This window comes from Mesoplasma chauliocola (assembly GCF_002290085.1).
Classification (GTDB): domain Bacteria; phylum Bacillota_I; class Bacilli_A; order Mycoplasmatales; family Mycoplasmataceae; genus Mesoplasma; species Mesoplasma chauliocola.
Window position 1 is genome coordinate 85,837 of record NZ_CP023173.1, and the last position, 23,437, is coordinate 109,273.

General features: G+C 27.7%; 21 protein-coding genes. 16 read left to right on the forward strand and 5 right to left on the reverse strand.

The annotated features are described in order from the left end of the window. The first annotated feature begins 30 nt into the window (after nucleotides 1–30). A complete protein-coding gene (locus CK556_RS00320) occupies nucleotides 31–822 on the forward strand; it encodes a TatD family hydrolase (protein ID WP_027875803.1) in 792 nt (263 codons plus the stop codon). Between the two features lie 265 nt (nucleotides 823–1,087). After that, complete coding sequence (locus CK556_RS00325; protein WP_027875802.1) at nucleotides 1,088–1,399, forward strand: hypothetical protein; 312 nt, start codon at nucleotides 1,088–1,090, stop codon at nucleotides 1,397–1,399. An 8-nt stretch (nucleotides 1,400–1,407) separates the two neighbouring features. On the opposite strand, the gene CK556_RS00330 is transcribed toward CK556_RS00325, so the two are convergent. Continuing rightward, entirely contained in the window at nucleotides 1,408–1,722 is a 315-nt protein-coding gene (locus CK556_RS00330; RefSeq protein ID WP_027875801.1) for a winged helix-turn-helix transcriptional regulator, read from the reverse strand. A 115-nt stretch (nucleotides 1,723–1,837) separates the two neighbouring features. Between CK556_RS00330 and CK556_RS03920 the strand changes: the two genes are divergently transcribed. Together CK556_RS03920 and CK556_RS00335 are read left to right on the forward strand one after the other, a co-directional pair. Further along, the gene (locus CK556_RS03920) at nucleotides 1,838–1,975 is read left to right on the forward strand and encodes a hypothetical protein (RefSeq protein ID WP_169728218.1); all 138 of its coding nucleotides are present in this window, start codon (nucleotides 1,838–1,840) and stop codon (nucleotides 1,973–1,975) included. Beyond that, nucleotides 1,947–2,435 (forward strand): FMN-dependent NADH-azoreductase, encoded by a 489-nt coding sequence (locus CK556_RS00335; RefSeq protein WP_051412777.1) that lies wholly within the window; start codon nucleotides 1,947–1,949, stop codon nucleotides 2,433–2,435. The genes CK556_RS03920 and CK556_RS00335 overlap by 29 nt, the downstream gene beginning before the upstream one ends. Before the next feature lie 59 nt (nucleotides 2,436–2,494). Here the strand turns inward: CK556_RS00335 and CK556_RS00340 are convergent, their stop codons facing one another. From CK556_RS00340 to CK556_RS00355, 4 genes are all read right to left on the reverse strand, one after another. Then, a complete protein-coding gene (locus CK556_RS00340; protein ID WP_027875800.1) occupies nucleotides 2,495–4,033 on the reverse strand; it encodes an ABC-F family ATP-binding cassette domain-containing protein in 1,539 nt (512 codons plus the stop codon). A 68-nt stretch (nucleotides 4,034–4,101) separates the two neighbouring features. After that, the gene (locus CK556_RS03925) at nucleotides 4,102–5,232 is read right to left on the reverse strand and encodes a phosphatase PAP2 family protein (protein ID WP_027875799.1); all 1,131 of its coding nucleotides are present in this window, start codon (nucleotides 5,230–5,232) and stop codon (nucleotides 4,102–4,104) included. Beyond that, complete coding sequence (locus CK556_RS00350) at nucleotides 5,213–6,166, reverse strand: 5'-3' exonuclease (RefSeq protein ID WP_027875798.1); 954 nt, start codon at nucleotides 6,164–6,166, stop codon at nucleotides 5,213–5,215. Before CK556_RS00350 ends, CK556_RS03925 begins: the two co-directional genes overlap by 20 nt. 69 nt (nucleotides 6,167–6,235) lie before the next feature. Then, entirely contained in the window at nucleotides 6,236–6,796 is a 561-nt protein-coding gene (locus CK556_RS00355; RefSeq protein WP_027875797.1) for an IMPACT family protein, read from the reverse strand. A 77-nt stretch (nucleotides 6,797–6,873) separates the two neighbouring features. Between CK556_RS00355 and secA the strand changes: the two genes are divergently transcribed. The 12 genes from secA to secG all read left to right on the forward strand — a co-directional run bounded on the left by secA (nucleotide 6,874) and on the right by secG (nucleotide 23,416). Beyond that, on the forward strand, nucleotides 6,874–9,705 hold the full coding sequence (gene secA / locus CK556_RS00360; protein WP_027875796.1) for a preprotein translocase subunit SecA: 2,832 nt from the start codon (nucleotides 6,874–6,876) through the stop codon (nucleotides 9,703–9,705). 62 nt (nucleotides 9,706–9,767) lie between these two features. Then, entirely contained in the window at nucleotides 9,768–11,771 is a 2,004-nt protein-coding gene (gene uvrB / locus CK556_RS00365) for an excinuclease ABC subunit UvrB (RefSeq protein WP_027875795.1), read from the forward strand. After that, complete coding sequence (gene uvrA / locus CK556_RS00370; protein ID WP_027875794.1) at nucleotides 11,768–14,620, forward strand: excinuclease ABC subunit UvrA; 2,853 nt, start codon at nucleotides 11,768–11,770, stop codon at nucleotides 14,618–14,620. Before uvrB ends, uvrA begins: the two co-directional genes overlap by 4 nt. Beyond that, nucleotides 14,604–15,710 carry a bifunctional folylpolyglutamate synthase/dihydrofolate synthase gene (locus CK556_RS00375; protein ID WP_027875793.1) on the forward strand — a complete coding sequence of 369 codons (1,107 nt, stop codon included), beginning with the start codon at nucleotides 14,604–14,606 and terminating at the stop codon, nucleotides 15,708–15,710. Before uvrA ends, CK556_RS00375 begins: the two co-directional genes overlap by 17 nt. Before the next feature lie 16 nt (nucleotides 15,711–15,726). Continuing rightward, nucleotides 15,727–16,398 carry a folate family ECF transporter S component gene (locus CK556_RS00380; RefSeq protein ID WP_027875792.1) on the forward strand — a complete coding sequence of 224 codons (672 nt, stop codon included), beginning with the start codon at nucleotides 15,727–15,729 and terminating at the stop codon, nucleotides 16,396–16,398. 522 nt (nucleotides 16,399–16,920) lie between these two features. Continuing rightward, nucleotides 16,921–17,853, forward strand: a complete 933-nt coding sequence (hprK, locus tag CK556_RS00385) for an HPr(Ser) kinase/phosphatase (protein WP_027875791.1) — start codon at nucleotides 16,921–16,923, stop codon at nucleotides 17,851–17,853. A gap of 7 nt (nucleotides 17,854–17,860) precedes the next feature. After that, complete coding sequence (locus tag CK556_RS00390) at nucleotides 17,861–19,492, forward strand: prolipoprotein diacylglyceryl transferase family protein (protein WP_027875790.1); 1,632 nt, start codon at nucleotides 17,861–17,863, stop codon at nucleotides 19,490–19,492. Beyond that, on the forward strand, nucleotides 19,476–20,411 hold the full coding sequence (gene trxB, locus CK556_RS00395; RefSeq protein ID WP_027875789.1) for a thioredoxin-disulfide reductase: 936 nt from the start codon (nucleotides 19,476–19,478) through the stop codon (nucleotides 20,409–20,411). The genes CK556_RS00390 and trxB overlap by 17 nt, the downstream gene beginning before the upstream one ends. A gap of 23 nt (nucleotides 20,412–20,434) precedes the next feature. Further along, the gene (locus CK556_RS00400; RefSeq protein ID WP_027875788.1) at nucleotides 20,435–21,814 is read left to right on the forward strand and encodes a prolipoprotein diacylglyceryl transferase; all 1,380 of its coding nucleotides are present in this window, start codon (nucleotides 20,435–20,437) and stop codon (nucleotides 21,812–21,814) included. Nucleotides 21,815–21,833: 19 nt separating this feature from the next. Next, a complete protein-coding gene (whiA, locus tag CK556_RS00405) occupies nucleotides 21,834–22,787 on the forward strand; it encodes a DNA-binding protein WhiA (protein WP_027875787.1) in 954 nt (317 codons plus the stop codon). A gap of 54 nt (nucleotides 22,788–22,841) precedes the next feature. Beyond that, nucleotides 22,842–23,078, forward strand: coding sequence for a helix-turn-helix domain-containing protein (locus CK556_RS00410; protein ID WP_036246793.1), 237 nt, complete (start codon nucleotides 22,842–22,844; stop codon nucleotides 23,076–23,078). 71 nt (nucleotides 23,079–23,149) lie between these two features. Then, complete coding sequence (secG, locus tag CK556_RS00415; protein WP_027875785.1) at nucleotides 23,150–23,416, forward strand: preprotein translocase subunit SecG; 267 nt, start codon at nucleotides 23,150–23,152, stop codon at nucleotides 23,414–23,416. The last annotated feature ends 21 nt before the right edge of the window (nucleotides 23,417–23,437 follow it).

The window sequence follows — 23,437 nt, forward strand, 5'->3', positions numbered from 1 at the left end:
ATAGAGTAAGAGAAAAAAGAGGATTACATAATGGCAGGAGTATACGATACACATTGTCACTTAAATGACAATATTTATATTGAGAACGAAATAACAAGTAGTGAAATGGCATCTGAAGCAAAGAAATCAGGTGTAGATATTATTAATAATGTAGGTTATGATATTAAATCATCAAAAGTTGCACTTGTGCAAGCACAAAAAAATAAACATGTATGAGCTTTAGTTGGTATTCATCCAACTCACGCACAGTTCTTTACTGATGAAGCTTATAATACATTAGAAATATTAGCTAATGCTGATAAAGTAGTTGGAATTGGTGAAACTGGTTTAGATTATTCAAGAGGTTTGGAATTTAAGGCACAACAAATTTCTAGTTTTACTAAACAAGTAAAGTTAGCCAAAAAAATGAGTTTACCTTTAATGTTGCATGTTAAAGATATCGAAGGATCAACAGATGCTTATGAAGATGTATTATCTATATTGAAAAAAGAAAAGTATTTTAATGCAGTTTTACATGCATTTAATGAAAGTTTAGAAATTGCTGAGAAGTTTATTGAAAAGGGAATTTTAATTTCTATTAATGGCCAAGTAACAAGAGATAAAAATTTGAAAAAGGTTGTTAAAGAATTACCAATGAATAGTATTGTTGTTGAATCTGACGCACCATATGATACACCTAAACCTTATAACAAAAAAACTAATGCACCAAAATATTTACCATTAGTTGTAGATGCAATCGCTAACATAAAAAAAATGAATAGATCTGATGTTGCAGAAATAACAAGAGAAAACGCAATAAGAAAATTTTTTCCAAAAAGATAAAAAAATTTAGCTTTTTTAGGCTAAATTTTTTATTAGTCGCAATGACATTCAGTTGTTGAACATGTGCAATTATTGCATTCTTTAGAATTATTGCAATTACAATCAGCACAGCTGCAATTTTGACAAGTACATTTGTTATTTGACATATGAACCTCCAAGGAAAATATTCCTTAAATTAATAGTATCATTTATTTTTAAATATGTATATAAAATATGTATATAAAATATTTGAAGTAGTATAATTAAACTTAAAAGAGGTAATACAATGAACAATATAAAAGTAAAGATTATTAATAAATTAGGTGGAAAGCAAGTAAATATCTATTTAAATGATGAAACACTAATTTTAGAAGAAATGTATGAAAAAAAATTTAATCAAAAACCGAATAGATCAAAAATATATAAAGAATATTTAAAAAAACAATTGTCAGATGAACTAATTTTAGAAGCAAAAACATTAGATAAGAATATTTGTAGTTGTTGTGAAAATGATTATTCATTAACTAAACAACAAATGTACATTTGCAAAGCAAATAATAAAACTTGTATAATTTGTCAGGAATGTTTAATTAAATAAGTCTTGATTTAAGAAGACTTATTTTTATTATTTGCTATTCCTCATTCAGTCATTTGTTTTAAGACAGGTTCAAGAGATTTGCCTAACTCGGTTAATGAATATTCAACTTTTGGAGGAACCACAGGATATACTTTTCTATAAACAAGATCATTTTCTTCTAAGAAACGTAAATTTGCAGTTAAAACTTTTTGACTAATTCCATTTATTTTCTTTTCCAATTCATTAAATCTTAATTTTCCAAATGAAAGCTCACGTATTATTAAAATAATTCATTTTGATTTAATAAAACTTAATGTATATTCTAAAGGGCAAAATTCTTCCATAATTTCTACTTTCTTTTTTGTAAGTATATAACATTAAAGTTTGTACTTACATATTTGTTTATTTAGATTTATTATATATATGTATATAAAAAAATACAAATGAAGGGAAAATAATATGAGTAAAATATTAGTTATAAATTCAAGTGTTTCTCAATTAGAAAATTCTGATTCGCTTGCTATGTCAAATCTTTTTATAGAAGAGTACAAAAAAATAAATTCAAATGATGATTTTTTTTTACTTAGATTTAAATAAAACAGCAATGGCAGAAAAAACATTAACAAGAAATAATATAGGAAATTATTTTAATCAAAATGATTCTTTCGATTTTATTGAGCAGCTAAAATCAGTAGATAAAGTTATTTTAAATTTTTCAATGATCAATTTGAGTATTCCAGCTTTATTGAAAAATTATATTGACCATATAACACTTGCAAACGTGACTTTTACGTATAAAGGTTCTACTGACGGAAATGCCATAGGGTTATTAACAAATCTTAAAAATGTTCAACTATTAACAACTAAAGGTGGCGCAGGAACATCAAATGCTGCGTTTACTGAATATGTAAAAGGCATGCTAGAGTTTTTAGGAGCGAAAGTTGCTGAACCAATTATAAATGAAATGATGGATATTCCACCATATAATGAACAAACACCAGTTTTGAACTTGGAAAAAGTGAAAGAAGAAGTTATTAAAGCTGCTAAATTATTTTAAGCAAAGAAAAGTACCAAACAAATCTGAAAATAATTCAGAAATTTCTTTGGTACTTTTTATTATCCAAGTATGTCTTCAAAGTTTAAAACTTTATCAGCCCATTGTGTTTCAAAGTTAATATCGTGTGTAGTTATTAGAACAGTACCTTCAAATTGTTTAATTGCATCAAGTAAAGATTCTTTAGCTAATACATCGATGTGGTTAGTGGGCTCATCTAAGATTAACAAGCTACTAGGTTCTAAACTTAAAGCAGCAAGTCTTACTTTGGTTTGTTCTCCTCCAGATAGATCTTTCATTTTATTCATCATTAAATCGCTCTTAACACCAAACATACCAATTTTAGCTCTAACCTCTCCTGGAGTCATTTGAGGGTATCTTGTTAATAAATAACTAACTGGTGTTTCATGCTCTTCAAAGTCATCAATTTGATGGAAAAAATTAGTATAAACTCCTTGTCCAATCTGAACATCACCATTAATTTTTGGTGTTTCGTTTGCAATCGTTTTTAAGAACGTTGTTTTACCTATTCCATTATAACCCTTAACAATACATTTTTCTCCTTCACGCAATTCAAAAGTTAGTGGTTTTGTTAAGGCAAAGTCATAACCTATTTCCAATTGCTCAGCCTTAACAATGACTGTAGAACTAGGTCTACGATATTTAAAGTGCATATTAGGTTTTGCATTTTCTTTTCTAGCATCCATTACATCAATTTTTTCTAATTGTTTTTGTCTAGATTGAGCACTACGGGCTGTAGAAGCTCTAGCACCGTTTTTTGCTATATAATCCTTCAATTTTGAAATTTGTGCTTGTTGTGATTCTCTAGCTTTATCGTATTGCTCAGCTCTTAGAGAAGAAAGTTCTAAGTATTTATCGTAGTTTCCTACGTATCTTACAATTTCTAAATTTTCAATTGCGTAAATTATATTTACTGTTCTGTTTATAAAGTCTCTATCATGAGATACTAGTAAAAAAGCATTTTCATAATTCTGTAAAAAGTTAACAAGTCATTCAACTTGTTCAACGTCCAGAAAGTTAGTAGGTTCATCAAGCAAAATAAAATCGTCATTTTTTAATAACAACTTTGCTAATAAAATCTTCCCTCTTTGCCCTCCTGAAAGAGACCCTAATGGTCTTTTAATATTATCAGGTTCAATCCCTAAACCAGTTACTAAATTTCCTATTTGTTTATCTATACTATCAAAACCTTTTATATTTAATTCTTCTTGCAAAGCCAATGCTTTAACGAGTTCTTCTTCTTTATATTCTATGGCCATGTCCTCATAAATTTTATTTATTTGTGCTTCTATGTCATAAAGATAATTAAATGCGTCTCTTAAATATTCTTCCCCACTAACTGTCATATCAACTTCTTGATGTTGATCAAGATATCCGATTTTTGCTTTTGGATGTCATTCAACTTCACCATGATCAGGAACTATTTTTTGTGCAATAATGTTTAAAAGAGTAGTTTTACCAGCACCATTTGGACCTAAAAGAGCCACATGCTCACCTTTATTGATTCGCATGCTTGATTCTTCATATAATTTCTTTCCACCATTTTGGTGTGTTATATTATCTAATACTATTAAACTCATATTTTCTCCTTAAAAATAAATCTTTTTAATTTTATCAAAATAATAAAAATAAAAAAGGGAGTAACTCCCTATCTAAAGTTTTTATTATGCTTTAAGTTATACTTACTTATTATTTTATCTATAATTGCTCCATTTATAATTAAAGCAAATAGTGAAATTGATATTGTAAAAGATGTATCTGTTATTCAATGTGTTCTTGAAATTATTTGAGTGTATTGCATTATATTTATATGAATAAACCAAATGACTATAATGACTCATTTATACCAATTAATTTTTCTTTTCTTTTTTTCTCCCAAAAAGAAATATCCAGCAAACAAAATTGTAAAAGAAGAATTCATATGTCCAGATGGGAAATCCATATTTCATCAACCTGGTTCTCCAGAGCCTAAGGGTTTAAAAATACTAGTTATATTTCCAAAAAAATCATTAACTTGTCATCATTCTTTATAAGGAACAGATTCAACATTTGTACCATTCAGATAACCCCAACTTTTAATTGTATGCCCGGTTTGAATTCAATATTGAGCTCATTCTGCTTTCATTTGCTCAGAGTAAAAGATATTTTCAAAGTCAACACTATAAAAATAAGGGCGACCAAAAGTAGGTTTCATTATTCAAACAACAAGACTTGTTAATAAAAAAATAACAAAAGCTTTTATCGCATCAACTCTATAACCATTAACCAATAAATCCTGTCTTTTAGAAAATTTAAATCGTAAATAGTAAAATAAGCAAATAAAAGAAAGACTTTCAATAACAAATAAAAAAATTAAAATATACTGTCGAATTTTTTGGCTTTCAAAAAATATCGCGTTTACTCCTGATCCATATCCATCGTTTCTATTAGGAGCAGAAATTATTGCAATTAAATTAAAAGTTATTCAATAAACAAGAAAAGCAACATAATAAATGTATAAGATTATTTTCCACTTATTACTTTTATTTGATGAAAAATAAGTTACTTCAAGTATTACTGCAACAAAACAAAAAATAAAAACAAAAGATTGTGTCATTCCTAATTCTTCATAAATTCAAACAATTATTTTTAAAGAATAGTTATCCATCCCTTGAGCAAATCATGTATTTATTTGCATGTCAAAAAAACTTCCAATTATAAATAAAGAAATGGTTAATATAAAGAAACTTAATAATAGTATTTTTAAAATTAAATAGTTTTTATTTTTTGTTTGAAACATTTTTGTTCTTTGCTGCCTTTCCAGTCATATTGTTTTGTTTTGCTAATTCAGCCATTTTTTCAACATCAGCAACGTATGCTCACATTTTATGTTTTTTCAAAAATTTACCTAAGCCATATCAATTTACTTTTAAAGGTTTTAAATTCACACGACCTATTGGAAGACGATCTTGAATTTTAGTTATTTTTTTATTTACTAAAATTAATTCTTTACTTTCATTTAATCTTTTTGCAATATTTTTGTTAATTTCATCAATATGTTCAAAAATTAAATCTATGTTTTCGTATTTGTTAAGTAATTCAATTGCCTGAGCATAGTGAAGATATCTAACACCTTTGATATTATCACTAGGATCTCCCATTAATGCTTTTATATCAGCAACTTGATTTGGGTAACAACCAAACTTTTCAAAAACTTTGTCTTTATCAATTAAAATATGTGCATCATCTTTACTATTGTTTGTAATAACAGTTGTTTTATCACTAACCAATTGAAATATGTCTTTGTCATTAGACAAAATGTGAACGTTATAATCAAGATTAGTCGCAATTCTGTTTATTGTTCCCATAATGTCATCAGCCTCATATCTTGGCATTTCATATCAAGGTATATTGGCCGCACTTAAAAATTCTCTAATGATTTGTTTTTGTGGAACTAAATCTTCGGGAGTTTCTTTTCTTTTTGCTTTATATTCTGGATATAGTTCTCGACGTCAACAACCTTCATCCATATCTAATGTAACGATAATGGTATAGTAGTTGTTTTTCTTTACTAATTGATTAATTTTTGCAACAAAAGTGTAAATTGCGTTTATAGGCACACCTTCTCTGTTTGTTGCTAATTTTTTTCTCTTAAGAGTTCCATAATAACCCTTATGTAGCAAATGATATCCGTCGATAATTAATATCGTGCGTTTTTCATTTAATGTATTCATTTTTTCAAATTCCTTACAAGTAACATTATATCACTAAGGTAAACAAACTAAAAGGTAAATAAAAAATTGCTAAATAAGCATGTGCTTTATTTCAATAATTTGACTATCTTTAGCATTAATTTCAAATAAGCAATTTAAATTGGAAAAGTTTTTTTCTAAAATTTCTACGTTATTTTTATTTAAAAATTGTTCAATTTCTTTTTTATTTTTAATATTAAATTTAATTCGCAAAATATTTCATTCTTTAACAGTATCAATTACAGCAATCTTTAAGATATTTGCTGCGCTTGAAGTATACGCTCTTGTTAAAGGGCCAGCGCCAAGCTTAATACCACCAAAGTATCTAGTTACAATAATACAAACATTCGTTAAATTATTCTTTTCAATTACATTAAAAATAGGTTTTCCAGCAGTTCCTTTTGGTTCTCCATCATCACTATAACCACCAAAAATATTTACAACGCCTATTTTGTATGCATAACAATTATGTTTTGCGTCAGCAGAAGAAAAGTCTTTTAAAAAATTATCTAATTCTTGTTTAGAATTTACTTGTTTTACATGACAAATAAATTTTGATTTTTTAATTTCAATAGTTTGTGAATAAACTGATTCATTTTTTATTGTATTCAAAAGTCATTTCTCCTTTACTAAATAGATTATAATCATTATAATTATTAAAGTTAAAAAATTAATTATTAGGAGGCAAAATGGCATCAGACAAAAGTTTACTTCGTATGTATGGTAAATATGCAGATCAAATTATTTCATTAGAACCAGAAATGAAAAAACTAGCAAATGAAGATTTTGCAGTCAAAACACAAGAATTTAAAGACAGAATTGCAAATGGTGAAAATATTGATGATTTAATCATTGAGTCATATGCATTAGCAAGAGAAGCTGCAAATCGTGTCTTAGGATTAAATGCTTATAAAGTGCAATTAACAGGAGCAATTATTTTACATTTTGGTGATATTGCAGAAATGAGAACTGGTGAAGGTAAAACTTTAACAGGTCTTTTCCCTGCTTATTTAAACGCTTTAACAGGAAAAGGGGTTCATATTGTTACAGTAAACGAATATTTATCAAGACGTGACTCTGAAATAAATGGTCAAGTTTTTGATTTATTGGGAATTACTGTTGGTCTTAATGGAACAAGAATGCCAAAACATCTAAAAAGAGCAGCTTATCATGCAGATATTACTTATACAACAAATGCAGAACTAGGATTTGATTATCTAAGAGACAATATGGTTATAAATAAAGAGCATAAAGTTCAAAGAGAACTGAATTATGCAATTATTGATGAGGCCGACTCTGTTCTTATTGATGAGGCTAGAACACCTTTAATAATTTCTGGTGGATCATCTTCAAGAATTAATTTATACAAAGCTGCAGATGAATTTGCACAAAAAGTTGATGAAAAACAAGACATTGATATTGACTTAGAAACAAAACAAGTTTATTTAACAGAAGCAGGTATGAAAAGAGCTAAAGATTTCTTTTCATTGGATAACTTATTTGCTTTAGAAAATACTGAAATTTTTCACTTAATATTAAATGCATTGAAAGCTCACTTTACTTTTAAAGAAGGCGTTGAATATACTGTTGCTACTGGTGAAGTTGAATTGATTGATCAATTTACAGGGAGAATTTTAAAAGGTCGTGCATATTCTGACGGACTTCAACAAGCAATACAAGCTAAAGAAAAAGTTGAAATTGAAGAAGAAACAACAACATTAGCAACAATTACTTATCAAAACTTTTATCGTTTATACTCAAAATTATCTGGTATGACAGGTACAGCAAAAACTGAAGAAGAAGAATTTATTAAGATTTATAATACAAGAGTTGTTGTTTGTCCAACTAATAGACCAATTATTAGAAAAGATGAACCAGATTTTACATTTGGAACAAAGAATGCAGCTCTTAAAAAATTAATGTTAGATGTTAAACATTATAATGAAATTGGAAATCCTATTCTTATTGGTACAACAAGTGTTGAATCATCAGAACAAATTGCTAGATACTTAGAAAAAGCGGGTTTACACTTTGAAATGATTAATGCCAAAAACCATGATAGAGAAGCAGATATTGTTGCTCAAGCTGGACAAAAAAAAGCAATTACACTTGCAACTAATATGGCCGGTCGTGGAACAGATATTAAATTAAGCAAAGAAGTAAAAGAACTTGGTGGTCTTATTGTTTTTGGAGTTGAAAGAAACGAAGCAAGACGTATTGATAACCAATTAAGAGGAAGAAGTGGCCGTCAGGGAGATCCTGGTATGTCAAGGTTTTATATTTCAATGGAAGATGATTTAATGGTTCGTTTTGCTTCTCCAAGAGCTAGAAAAAGCTTTTTAAGTTTAGGGGATGAACATATTAAATCTAAGTTCTTTACAAGAGCCGTCACAAATGCTCAAAAAAAATTAGAAGGATTAAACTTTGATCAACGTAAAAATGTTTTAGACTATGATAACATTTTAGCTCAACAACGTGAAGCCATGTATGCTCAACGTGATTCTATTTTAGAAGCTGAAGACTTAAAAGTAGTTATTAAAAAATTTGAAATTACTGTAGCTTATGAATTAATTGAAGAGAACTCAGAATTAATTCATAATGAAAAAACATTAAATGCTGAAAAACTATTAGCAGCGATTGATGGAAAACTTGTAGCACACAAAAGATTTGTAGCAAAGGACTTTTATAATAAAGAAAAAATGACTTTGGCAATTCAAATCGCAGAAGCTATGCTTGATTTTTATAAAGCAAGAGTTATTGATATTCCTGAAGATGTAGTTTTACAAATGGAAAGAAAAAATATTTTGACTTCTTTTGATAAATATTGAACTAGACATATTGATATTGCTTCAAAACTTAAGGCTGGTATTTACTTACAACAATATGCTCAAAATAACCCATTAGCTGTTTATGTTGAACAAGCAACTGAATTGTTTAATAAAACAAAAGTTTATATTGCTTCAGAAGTTGTGGATATTTTATCTAAAATAATTTTAAGAGATCCTGAGCAAAAAAATGAACCACAAAAAATTGAGATTACAGATGCAATTATTGATGATATATTAGAAACAACAGGATTAACAAAAGCAAATATAAATAATAAAGATATTAATGATAAATTTGATGAATTAATTAGCAAGGCAACAAACCAAAACGATATTAAAAAATTATCAATGCAAAGAGATATCATGCTTGGTTTAGTTATTGAAATTCAAAAGAGAAGAGAAAATTCTGGAAATAAAACAGTTAATATTGGAAAAGAAGAAATTGATAACATGCTTGCTTTATTAGGAATTGAAGATATTGGTACAGCAACAAAAGAGGAAGTTCTTCAAAAATTTGAAGAGAAGATAAAAGCTTCTGAAAATGAAGAAGAAAAACAAAAAATTACAATTGCAAAAAATATTGTAGTTGCTTTACAAGAACAAATAGAACTAATTAAAAAAGACGCAAGTTCTTTGAAATCTGTTATCGATGATGATAATGATGGTGGGGAAGTTGCTAAAGTAAGAATCGGATAGAACTAAACACTAGAGCAAACTCTAGTGTTTTGCTCATTATTTTTAATACTAGGAGGTAGTATATGAAATATATAGATAATAATAAATTTGATTTAAAAAGTAATTTTAAACCTGGTGGAGATCAACCTAATGCAATTAAAAATTTGGTTGAAGGGTTAAAACAAAATAAAAAACATCAAGTGCTATTAGGGGCTACTGGTACTGGTAAGACTTTTACAATGGCTAATGTAATAAAAGAAATTAATAAACCAACTTTAGTATTGGCTCATAATAAAACTTTAGCTATGCAGTTATATTATGAATTAATGGAGTTTTTCCCAAATAATAGAGTTGAATATTTTGTTTCTAATTTCGATTTCTTTCAACCAGAAGCATATAAACCTGCAACTGACTTATACATTAATAAAGATGCAAGAATAAATATGGAATTAGATATGTTAAGAATGAGTGCAATGAACGCTCTATCAATTTGTAATGACACAATAGTTGTTGCTTCTGTTGCAGCAATTTATCCATCTCAAAATCCAATTGAATATGCATCAAGTTTTTTTGAAGTTAAGTTAGGTCAAAAATTTTCAAAAAAAATGCTGCTTTCGTATTTAGTTAAAACAGGATATACAAGAAATGATATTGAAAATGCTCCTGGAACATTTAGTGTAAAAGGCGATGTTATAAAAATTGTTCCAGGTTGATCTCTATCAGCAATGTATAGAATTTCTTTATTTGATGATCACATTGAAATGATTGATATGCTTAATATTGTTACAGGTGCATTAATTGAAAGAATATCAACAGTAACTATTTATCCTGCTCAAGCATATGTAACTCCTGAAGATAAACTTAAACAGGCTTGTTTAAACATTAGAGAGGAATTAACTTTAAGAGTCGAAGAATTAAAAGAAGAGGGCAAATTGTTAGAAGCTGAAAGACTGGATCAAAGAACTAGATATGATTTAGAAAGTTTAGAAGAGTTTGGATTTTGTAGTGGAATTGAAAATTATTCAGCACATTTAGATTTTAGAGCTCCTGGAGAGACACCTTATTCACTTTTAGATTATTTTAAAGGAGATTTCTTAACAATAATAGATGAATCACATATTATGATTCCGCAAACTAGAGGGATGTTTAATACTGATAGAAGTAGAAAGCAAACACTAGTTGAATATGGGTTCAGATTACCATCAGCTTTAGATAATAGACCTTTAAATTTTGAAGAATTTACAAGTAAATTAAATCAAGTTATTTATACATCAGCGACTCCCGGAGATTATGAGCTAGAACTTGTGAATAATGAAGTAGTAGAGCAAATCATTAGACCTACTGGTCTGTTAGATCCCATAATTGAGGTCAAATCAACTGAAGGTCAAATTGAAGATATTATTGAGCAAATTCATCAAAGAAGAAAGAACAATGAAAAAGTATTTATTACTACTTTGACAATAAGAATGAGTGAAGATTTAACAAATTATTTACAAGAAAGAAATATTAAAGTAGCATATTTACACTCTGAATTGAAAACACTTGAAAGAAGTGAAATTTTAAACGATTTAAGACGTGGTGTATATGATGCAGTTGTTGGAGTTAACTTATTACGTGAAGGATTAGATTTGCCAGAAGTAAGTTTAGTTTGTGTATTGGATGCAGATAAACAAGGATTCTTAAGAAATACAAAATCATTAATTCAAACAGCAGGTAGAGCAGCTAGAAATGCAAATGGTAAGGTTATTTTTTATGCTGACACAATTTCAACAGCTATGCAAGAAGCAATGGATGAAACAAACCGTAGACGTTCAATTCAAGAAGAATACAACAAAAATAATAATATTATACCAGTTACAATTGTCAAAAAAATTAATCAGTCAACTTTAAGTGAAGCAACTAGAAAAGAACTTGATAACATTAGAAAACAAAAAACAGCTAAAGGTAAAAAACAGGCATATCAAAAAACAATTGATGATATTAGAACTGAAATGATTCAGGCAGCTAAGGATTTAGATTTTGAAAGAGCAGCAGTTTTAAGAGATACGATTATTGAATTAGAAGCTAAAAAAAGTGAGGTTAAATAATGGAAAATAAAATAATAATAAAAGGTGCAAGAGAAAATAATTTAAAAGATGTTAATCTTGAAATACCGAAAAATAAGTTAGTTGTTTTCACAGGATTAAGCGGTAGTGGTAAATCATCACTAGCTTTTTCAACAATTTATGCAGAAGGAAGAAGAAGATATATTGAATCACTTTCAGCATATGCAAGACAATTTTTAGGTGGTAATGAAAAACCAGATGTAGACTCAATTGAAGGATTGAGTCCAGCAATTTCAATTGACCAAAAAACTACATCACATAACCCAAGATCAACAGTTGGAACTGTAACAGAAATATATGATTATTTAAGGTTATTATATGCTAGAGTAGGAACACCATATTGTATAAATGGTCATGGTAAAATTCATGCTGCAACAATTAAAGAAATTATTAATAATATTAAAAATAGCACTTTTGATGAAGAACAGGTTTATGTTTTATCTCCTGTAGTTAGAGATAAAAAAGGAACACATAAAGACTTATTTGCAAAATTATTAGCTGAGGGATTTATTAGGGTTTTGGTTAATGGTGAAATTAAAATGTTAGAAGAAGAAATAACATTAGAAAAAAATCAAAGACATAATATTGATATTGTTGTTGACCGTTTAATTTATCATAATGATGATGAAGTTCATTCAAGATTATTTTCTGCAATTGAAATAGCTTTACAATATTCAGAAAGTTTAGTAAAAATTAAATATCCACAAACTGAAGATAAAGAAGATAAGTTATTTTCTAATTCATATTCATGTAATATTTGTGGATTTAATATTCCTGAATTAGAACCAAGACTATTTTCATTTAATGCTCCTTTGGGTGCATGTGAAGATTGTGACGGTTTAGGGGTTAGACTAGTTGCTGATCCAGAGCTTATTATTCCTGATAAATCTTTATCAATTAATCAAGGTGGAGTAGTTTACTTTAAAAACTTCTTAAATACTGATAATTTAGAATGACAAAAATTTAAAATATTATGTGATTACTATTACATTGATATGAATTTACCAATTGAAGAATTAACTAATAAACAAGTAAAAGCAATCTTGCGTGGTAGTGACGAGCAAATTGAAATTAAATTATTAAGTAGTAGTGGAAGAAGATATGATTCATATGACTTTGTTGAAGGTGTTGCTGACTTAATTCAAAGAAGATATTTTGAAACAAAATCAGAAGAAATTAGAAAATGATATACAAAGTTCATGTCATCAAGTGTATGTCAATCATGTGATGGAGCTAGATTAAACACAACAGCATTATCAATTAAAATTAATGATAAGAATATTTTTGATTTTACTAGAATGAGTATTCAAGACGAATTGGAATTCATTTTAAGTGTTTCATTATCAGAAACACAAGCTAAAATTGCGAACTTAGTTTTAACAGAAATTACTAATAGAATAAGTTTTTTAAATGAAGTTGGTTTAGGATATTTAGATTTAGCAAGAACAGCAACAACTTTATCTGGAGGAGAAGCTCAAAGAATTAGGCTTGCAAAACAAATAGGTAGTCAATTAACAGGTATTTTATATGTTCTTGATGAACCTTCAATTGGTTTACACCAAAGAGACAATGATAAATTAATAAAAACTTTGCAACACTTGCGTGATTTAGGAAATACACTTATAGTGGTAGAACACGATGAAGATACAATGAAAACAGCGGATTGAATTGTTGATGTGGGTCCTCATGCTGGGGAACATGGTGGAGAAATAACTTTTAGTGGCACATATGATGAAATTCTTAAATCAGATACTATAACAGGAAGATATTTATCAGGAAAAGAAACTATACCTGTTCCTACAAAAAGAAGAACAGGTAATGGATTAAAAATTGATATTGTTGGTGCTAGAGAAAACAATTTAAAAAATGTTAATGTATCTATTCCATTGAATAAATTTATTTCCATTACAGGGGTTAGTGGTTCTGGTAAATCAACTTTACTAGAAGACATTATTTACAAAGGAATAAGAAAAAATTTATCTAGAGAAACTATTGTTACAGGAAAATTTAGTAAAATGAATGGTCTAGAAAACATTGATAAAGTAATTTTTATTTCTCAAGAACCCATTGGTAAAACACCAAGATCAAATCCAGCAACTTATACTGGTGTTTTTGATGATATTAGAGATTTATTTACTAACTTACCAGAAGCAAAAATTCGCGGATACAAAAAAGGTAGATTTTCATTTAATGTTTCTGGTGGAAGATGTGAAAACTGTTACGGAGATGGTGTAATCACTATTTCAATGCAATTTATGCCTAGTGTTGAAGTTATTTGTGAAATTTGCGAAGGTAAAAGATATAATGATGAAACTTTACAAGTAAAATTTAAGGACAAAACAATTGCTGATGTATTAGAAATGACTGTGGAAACAGCAGCTAAATTTTTTGAGAACATACCTAGCATTAAAGACAAATTAGATACAATTTTAGAAGTTGGTTTAGGATATATTAAACTTGGTCAGTCAGCTACAACTTTATCTGGAGGAGAAGCTCAAAGAATCAAATTGTCTACATATTTATTAAAAAAACAAACTGGTAAAACTATGTTTTTATTAGATGAACCAACTACTGGTTTACATATTGATGATGTAAAGAGATTGGTGCACGTTTTAAATAGACTTGTTGATTTAGGAAATACAGTAGTTGCAATTGAGCATAACTTAGATTTTATTAAAGTTTCAGATTATGTTATTGACTTAGGTCCAGAAGGTGGAGTTGGTGGTGGATTAATAGTTGCCACAGGAACACCAGAACAAGTTGCTGATGCTAAAGGTTCATATACGGGTCAATATCTAAAAGGATATTTATATAATGATTTCAGTAAATAGTTTTTTAATACCTGTTCAAAAAAGATTTCAAAATGAATATAATCTTTCAAAGGTTTTAGACTTATTAAACAATCCTGAAAAACAAATACCAACAATTAATGTAGTTGGAACAAATGGAAAAGGCAGTACTTCTTTTTATGTTTCAAATGGATTAAAAGAAAAATATAAAAAAGTAGGATTATTTATATCACCAGCATTTTTATATCACAATGAAAGAATTCAAATTAACAATAAACCTATAAGTGATGAAGATTTAAATCTATACATTAAAAAAATTGATGAATATATCTCATCATTTAATTTAACTTTTTTTGAAATATGAACATTAATAGCAATACTCTATTTTTATGATAACAAAGTTGATATAGCTGTAATTGAAGCTGGAATAGGTGGAATAAAAGATTCAACTAATTTATTTTCAAATCAGTTAGTAACTCTATTAACTTCAGTTTCTTATGATCACACAGAAATATTAGGAGAAACAATTGAAGAAATAATTTATCAAAAAATTAATATTGCAAAACCTAAAACAACATTAATAATTAGTGATGACAATTATAAGTATAAAGAAATTATAGAAAGTAAGTTGAATAAAGAAATTAGTGTTTTATACTCAAACAAATTGGAAGAGGAAACAATAAAATATCAAAAGGCTAATAAAGGTTTAGCAAAAAAAGCTTTAGAATTTTTAGGCATCAATAATTTTAAATGTTTAGATTTAAAACCAATGGTTGGAAGATTTACTCAAATAAACTATCGTAATAGAAAAATTATAATTGATGGAGCTCATAATTTAGATGGTATTAATTCTTTGATCAATAGTATTGAAAATAAAAATGAGTGAACTGTTTTATATGGAGCAATTGAAGGAAAAGAACATAGAAAAATACTTTATTCTTTAGATGCTAACTTTGATAGCGTTAATATCACAAATTTTGATTTCCACAAATCATGAGAAATAAACAATATTGATCATATAAATAAAATTAAAGATTGAAAAAAGTTTATTGAAGAATCAGAAAATAATTTATTAATTTGTGGAAGCTTGTATTTTATTCCACAGGTTTATGATTACTTAACTAATAAATAAGAAAAGAGGTGGTTTCATGCTATTTTGAATAACAAATTTAATAGCAGGCTTACTTATCCTCTTAATATTTTTCATTGGAATTGGAATAGATAAAATTCATGCTAAAAAATTCACAGTAAAAAATATTGCATTATTAGGTTTAATTGTTGCATTAAGTATTATTCTTACAAATGTTGTAGGTTATTCTATGGTATTTGGTTTTAGAATTATGATAGGTAACTTTATGATATTTTTTGCCGGAATGATATTTGGGCCACTTGGAGGAATTGTTGCTGGATTTTGTTCAGACTTGGTTGGATCAATGATAAATATAAGTGGAGCATTTCACTTTGGGTTTATGTTCGCTAAAATTTTTATTGGATTTTGTGGGTCATTAGTATTTTTATTTAAAAGGAATAATTGATGATTTGTGAAAATGATATTCTTTTTAATCTTAAGCTTAGCAATAACAAGTTTTCTAATTACACCAATTTGTTTAGTTGCAAGTGGTTATACTAGTTTAGCAGCGATAAATTTTGTAAAAAAAATAATTATTCTCCCTATTGAATTAATGATATTTATTCCAAGCATTTACGCATGTATGAAAATAACTAGCATTTTGCTAAAAAGCGAAATTAGTCAACCTTCAAGGCCTTGGTTTTTAAAAAGCGGAGAACTTAATTTTGTATTAAAAAAAACAAAAATTTAAAAGCATTTTTCATATTATTATAGTTACTAGCAGTTATTTATAGAATAAATAATATTAAAATTATTGTAATCAAAAAATTAGAAAATAATATCTCTATTTATAGCTGAAAAAAGAAAGAGATAAAAAATGAACAAGGAAAGTTTATTGAATTTTTTACATATGTTTTTCCTATTGCTTCTATTGGAGCAGATCTTGGAGCAGGTTTTCAATTATCGATTGATTTGATGTTAAGTGTTATATTTATAATACCATTCTTAGTGTTTTACTTGTCAATGAAAATTGCATTCTTAATACTTAGTAGGTCAATAAGAAAAGATGCTAGTCAAATTATTTTAAAATGTAAAATTCTATAAATGGTCTTATATGTTTTTTTGTTAAAATTAGCCATTTCAATTATGAAATGGCTTTTATTTACTTTATAAGTAGATACTTAAAGTAAAGTTTATTTTAATTGCAATTACTAATAATCATTTATAGAACAAATATAGTAAAATTATAATAATAAAAAAGGAGCTGTATCTAATGAGCAAATTAACTATTAAGGAACTAGCAAATAAATTTGATTTTGAATTTATTTCAGGTGCAGAACATATAAATAATGAAATTACAGTTTATGGTCTAAACCGTGCTGGTTTAGAATTAACAGGATATTTTAATGAACAAGAAGACAAAAAGCATAAACGTGCTATTTTAATGTCTTCAAAAGAAAATAATTATATGAGGCAATTTTCTGATAAAGAAGCTTTTGAAAAGTATACTAATTTATTGAAAATGGGTTCACCTGTAATTATAATTACACAAAAGTTTACAGATGAAAGATTAAATAAAGTAGCTACTAAATTAGATTTTCCTTTATTAAGAATAAACTATCCATCAACTAGTGAATTAACTCAAAAAATTTTAGATATTTATGACTTGTATTTTGCTCCAACAATTGAAGTTCATTCAACCTTGATGAATATTTTTGGCAAAGGTGTTTTAATCTTTGGGCAATCTGGAATAGGTAAATCAGAGGTATCTCTTGAATTAATGAAGAAAAACCACTTATTTGTAGGGGATGACAGAATAATCATTTCAAATAGAAACAGTGAATTGTTTGGAAAATCACATCCTTTATTGCAGAACTTAATTGAAGTAAGAGGAATTGGTATTATTGATATCTCAAAAGTTCAAGGTCACCAACTTATAATGCCAGAAACTAGAATTCACATGGGTATTGAATTATTCAAATTCCAAGAAGGTGGAATAGACAATACAGATAGACTAGGAAATGAATGAACTCAAAAAGATTTTTTAGGTTTAAAAATCCCATATTTAAGAGTGCCAGTTAGTGCTGGTAGAAACTTAGCAAATATTATTGAAGCGGCCGTTGGTCAACTTAAAGTAAACGAAAGTGTAGATGCGCAAGATATCATTGAATTATTAGCAAAAAGAAACAGTGAATTAACAGAATAGAGGACTTATGTGAAAAGAAGGCATGACTTATTATGATTTTTATCTATGACTAAATCAAAATAGTAAATCACCTGAAGACATGCGTCTTCTTTTTGGTTTAGTGCCTGCTTATCCGGTTTTCATGTTTTTGGGAATATGTTTAGTTATACTAATAACTGTTATTCAAATGAATAAGAGAAAAATACCTTTAAGAGAGTTAGAAATAGGAATAGTTATTATTGTTCCAATTGGAATTATTGGGGGAACTTTTTTTGGAAAAGTATTTTTACCAAATTATCAAAGTTTTTCTAATTTCTATAAAGTATTTTTCTTTTGGCAACCAGGTATGTCATTTTTTGGAGCAATTGGTTTAGGAAGTGTTGCAGGTTTTGGATGATTTTATAAAAGAAGTAAGGTTACTCAAATTTCAATGTGAGTTTATTTGGATTTAATAATTGTTAATGTTTTATTAGGTCATGCTTTGGGAAGATGAGGGAATTTATATAATCAAGAAATTTTAGGTAATGGTATTAGTTATGATAGCATTTCGTGAATGCCAAATTTTATTAAACATAGATTGTTTTATTTTCCAGATTTATTAAACTATAGACTTGCTACTGATTTATCTAAAGGAGTTTATGATGACCCAACATGATGAATTCAAATTACGAATGGCTCACTTGACCCTAACGCTTATGTTCTTTGTGAAGTTGTTAATGGTCAATGAGTTATAGCTTCTGGTGGTGCTACACTAGCTGATGTATTGGAGAATCCTATTCAGTTTAGACAACCGTTATTTTTAATAGAAGGTGTAGGTAATATCATTCTTTGGTTATTAATTACTTTTGGTGTCAAAAATATTAATAGATTCGCTAACAAAAAAAATAATCCTTGAAACATTACACCAGAAGCTTATCCATGTTTCTGGAATCCTAAATATAAGACTATTTCAGAAAAAGAATTAAAGGACTGATATACTTTAGCGCCAATTAAATATAAACGTAAAAAAATTATTAAAAACGGTAAAGAAACTATCGAATTAACAATGAGCTTAAGAAGCGTATGGAATAAGGCTTATTATTGAGTTGAACCTGATTATGAATCTAATGCAAAAATAGTAAAAGAAATTGAAGATTGAAAGCAAGATTTATTGAATACAAATTTTAAACTTGAAAATGATAAAAAGCAATTAAAAATTAAATTAGAAAAATTAAAAATGGATACCAATAAAAAAATTAAATTTAGTAGTCAAGATAAACATGAAATTCTGAAAAATGAGTATAAGCAATTAGTAGCAATTGAAAAAAATAAATTAAAAAAACAAAAACAAGAGATCAATTTAAGGTTTAATTTTGGTGAAAGGTATTTAGGGGTTAATCGATTTGCAAAACAGTTGGCAGTTATTAATAACCCAAATAGTTTTATTGCAACAAGAGCAGGTGTTGCATCAGGATTCTATATTCTTGGTTATGGTATACTTAGAACAATCTTAGAAACACAGAGAAAACCAACTGAATACATGATTCCAAATCATGTTATAACAAACTTTTTGGTACTAGGTTTAATAATTTTAATAGGACTTGCAATTGTAGTTATTACACAATTCATAGTGCCATATAAATGAAGGGAAGCAGGATGATTATATGAAAAAACATACTAATGACAATTTAAAAGATATTTTGATTATTGGTGGTGGACCAGCAGGCCTTACTGCTGGAGTTTACGCAGCTAGATCTGGAATGAAAACAATTATTCTAGAAAAAGAAGCTCCTGGGGGTAAAATGGTAAAAACAGATACTATTGAAAACTATCCAGGATTTGATTCTATAAAGGGACCTGATTTAGCACTAAAAATGTATATGCAAGTGATAAATTTGGGAGCAGAATTTGTTTATGATGAAGTAGTTAAAATTGAAAAACAAGATGACTTTTTTGTTGTGTCAACAAGAAGTGGTCAAACTATTGAAGCTTTGAGCGTGATTATTGCAACAGGTACTTTGGAAAATAAATTGGGTATTCCTGGAGAAGAAGAATTATATGGGAAAGGCGTTAGTTACTGTGCTGTTTGTGACGGAGCATTTCATAAGGGAAATCCAGTTGCAATTGTTGGTGGTGGATATTCTGCAGTAGAAGAGGGTATATACTTAAGCAAGTTTGTAAGTAAATTATATGTCATTGTTAGAAAAGATCACTTTAGAGTTGATCCAGTTACTTTATCAAAGTTAGAGCAATTGGATAATGTTGAATTTTTAATGAACTCAATTGTTAAACAAGTTAATGGTAAAGACAAGGTTGAGTCAGTTGAAATTCAAAATATTTTAACAAATGAAATAAAAACATTAAGTGTTACTGGATTATTTCCATATATTGGCGCAACACCTGTAACTCAATTTTTAGATAATTTGAACTTAAATAAAAGTGAAGGATATTTAACAGGGGATTCAAAACTAAAATCAAATATAAAGGGCTTATTTATTGCAGGAGATGTAAGAGACGTACCTTTAAGACAAATTGCAATTGCTGCAGGAGATGGCGCTTTAGCTGGTCAAATGGCAGTAAATTATGTTCAAGAGTTATAATTAAGTAAAATTAAGGAGATAATATGAAAATTAAAAATTTGAGTTTTAATAATTTCAAACTTAGTTCAGATAAAACAAAAATAATTTCGATGACCTTATGAGTTTCATTTTTTGTGATCGTTATTGTGTTAATGTCTGTTTTTTGAAAAACAAGTAATGTTGAATGAAAGCAAGGGACTTCATTCTCAGAACCAGTTCATTATGGTGGCATAGAAGCTTCATATGGTGGAATTTCAATTTATCCTATGGCAATGACTCTTGGCATGTTTGTCGCAATTATTTTTACTTTATATAAGTTTTGAAAAAAAGGCTTAAGCATTACTGATTTATCACTTGCTATTATAATTTGTATTCCTGCATCTTTATTTGGTGCAAGTTTCTTTGGAAAATTAAATGCAGAAGCACCAGGTATAAATGCCGGGCAAGTGGGGTTTTGAGGATTATTTGCTTTTTGAAAGGCAGGCATGGCAATTCATGGAGGAGTTTATGGTGGTCTTATTGCAGGAATGATTCTTTTCTACTTTGTAGGTAGAAAGACAAAAACTTCAATGTTAGTTTATGCTGATGCGATAGTTCCAAATATTTTACTTGGTCAAGCAATTGGTAGATGAGGAAACTTCTTTAATCATGAAGTAATGGGTTCTCCAGTTGGTGTAGTTGCCCACAAAGAAGCAGGATGAGGAACAATAAGCAATGTAAACTGAGAAAAGGTTGAAGACGTTTTGAATTTACCAAAATGAATTACTAGAAATTTAATGGTTGAAGCTAAAGTTGATATGCCTAAATTTGGAATTCAATCTGGTGACCTTGTTCAATTATCTCCTATTTTTTTATACGAATCTTTAAGTCTATTAGTTGTTTGATTTATTATAACTTTTGCAATTCCAAACATAACTAAATTAGTAAGCAAAAAACCTTGAAAAGTAGAAACTGGTAAATATAATTACAGCTTTAAATTTTCAGTTAAACAATGATTTATGCCTTGAATTAAATCAGATGACAAAATTCAATCAAGTAGAGATATTTGAGATTTAGCTTATTTTAAAAATATTGATGAAGATTCTAAGCAACAATACATAAGAAGTTTAGAACAAGATTATAAAAAATATTCAAAGCCTAAAGAAATTAATAGAGCAAATAATTTAAATAGTTATATATCAACAAAAGCAGGGGTCGAATGTTTTGCATATTTCTTTGCATGAAATTTTGTAAGATTTTTTTTAGAATTAGATAGACCTGATGATCACTTGTTTGTTATGTATAATAAACCGTTATCATTAGCATTAATAATGGTTTCTGCATTAATTGGTTTAATTGGAATGTTTGTAGCTCAATACGTGCTGCCAAACTTAATTAGAAAAAATGGATATTTATATGAAAAGGAATATTTTGCATTAAATTAATAAAAAGGAGTGAGAAATTATGTCATTTGCATTAAAAGTTAAAGAAGAAGTAATTTCACACACTTTTGAAGATGATCTTGCAAAAGCTTTTTTGTCAGGTTTTATAAAATATAATGCTGAATTAATTTGAAGTTCTGGAAACGAAAAATTAAAGTTATCTTCGATTAGTAATAAAATAGCTAGAAATATATTTAGTCTTTGTAAAAAGATGTTTAATGGGCACATTGAAATATCAGTTTCTCAAACTCAAACTTTAAAACAAAATAAGACATTTCAAATAACATTGATTGGTAAAATTTCTGATTTTCTTAAATCTTTAAATATTTGAGATGAAAGTAACTCGAAAATAATAGATTTTAAACCTTTAAAAATTAAGGTAAAAAAAGAAGAACTTACTAATTTAAAAAGAGCTTATATGGCTGGAGTTTTTGTTGCTGTTGGTTCAGTTAATTCACCTGAAACAACAAATTATCATCTTGAATTACAATTCAAAGAAGAATTATCAGCAAAATATATTGTAGAACTTATGAATAATTATGGTTTTGATTTCAAAGTTTTAAAAAGAAATGAAAAGTTATTTATTTGTTATATTAAAAAAGCAATTATGGTTTCAGATTTTTTGAAATTTGTTGATGCTTATCAAGCAGTTATGAGTTTTGAAAATGAAAGAATTATGAGAGACGTTTCAAACAATGTAAATAGAGTTAATAACATTGATATTTCAAATGAAAAAAAAGCATTAACTACGGGTTTAAAGCAGATTGAGCAAATTAGCAAAATACAATCAAATTTTGGAATGAAAAAATTATCAGAAAAAGCAGTTCATCTTTGTGATTTAAGAATTCAAAACCCAAATGCATCTTATTCTGAACTGACTGAATTAATGAACGAGAACGGGTTTGAAATAACAAAATCTGGAATTAGTAATTTATTCAAAATTATTGAAAAACTTAGCGCTGAATTTAAAAATTAGACAAAATTACTTTTTTGTTGTTTAATTATATTAGGAAAAAAGGCGGAAAGAAAAATGAATAAATACGAAAACGAAAACGCGTTGCTTTTGATAGTGGCAAAAAACTTAAAAAAAATTAGACAAGCCAAAAAAATAAGCCAAGAAGAGCTTGGTTTTAGATGCGGAATTTCTAAAAATTATATTTCAGACTTTGAAAGAGGAAGAAGAAATATAACATTAAAGGTTTTTCAAAAAATTGTTGAAGGATTAAATGTTCAACCAGAAGAACTTCTAAAAACCCACTCTAAATAGTGGGTTTTATAGTATTAAAATAGAAAATGTAGTAATATTAAATAAATAAAAAACAAAAAGGAGAATATAATATGAGTTCATCAACAGCACAAATTATAATTTTAGTTATTGAAATAGTTGCAATGATTGTTTCTATCATTATGATTTTAATTGGTATTTTTCAAAATAAAAATTCACAAAGTGGTTTGAGTGCATTAAATGGTGGAAATGATGAATTATTTTCAAATTCAAAGGAACGTGGTTTAGATAAAACTCTTTCAAATTGAATGATGACATTAGGTATAATTTTCTTCACTGTTGCTTTAACAGCATGTATATTGACAAATATCTTTTTATAATTAAAAAATAAAAAGGAGTAG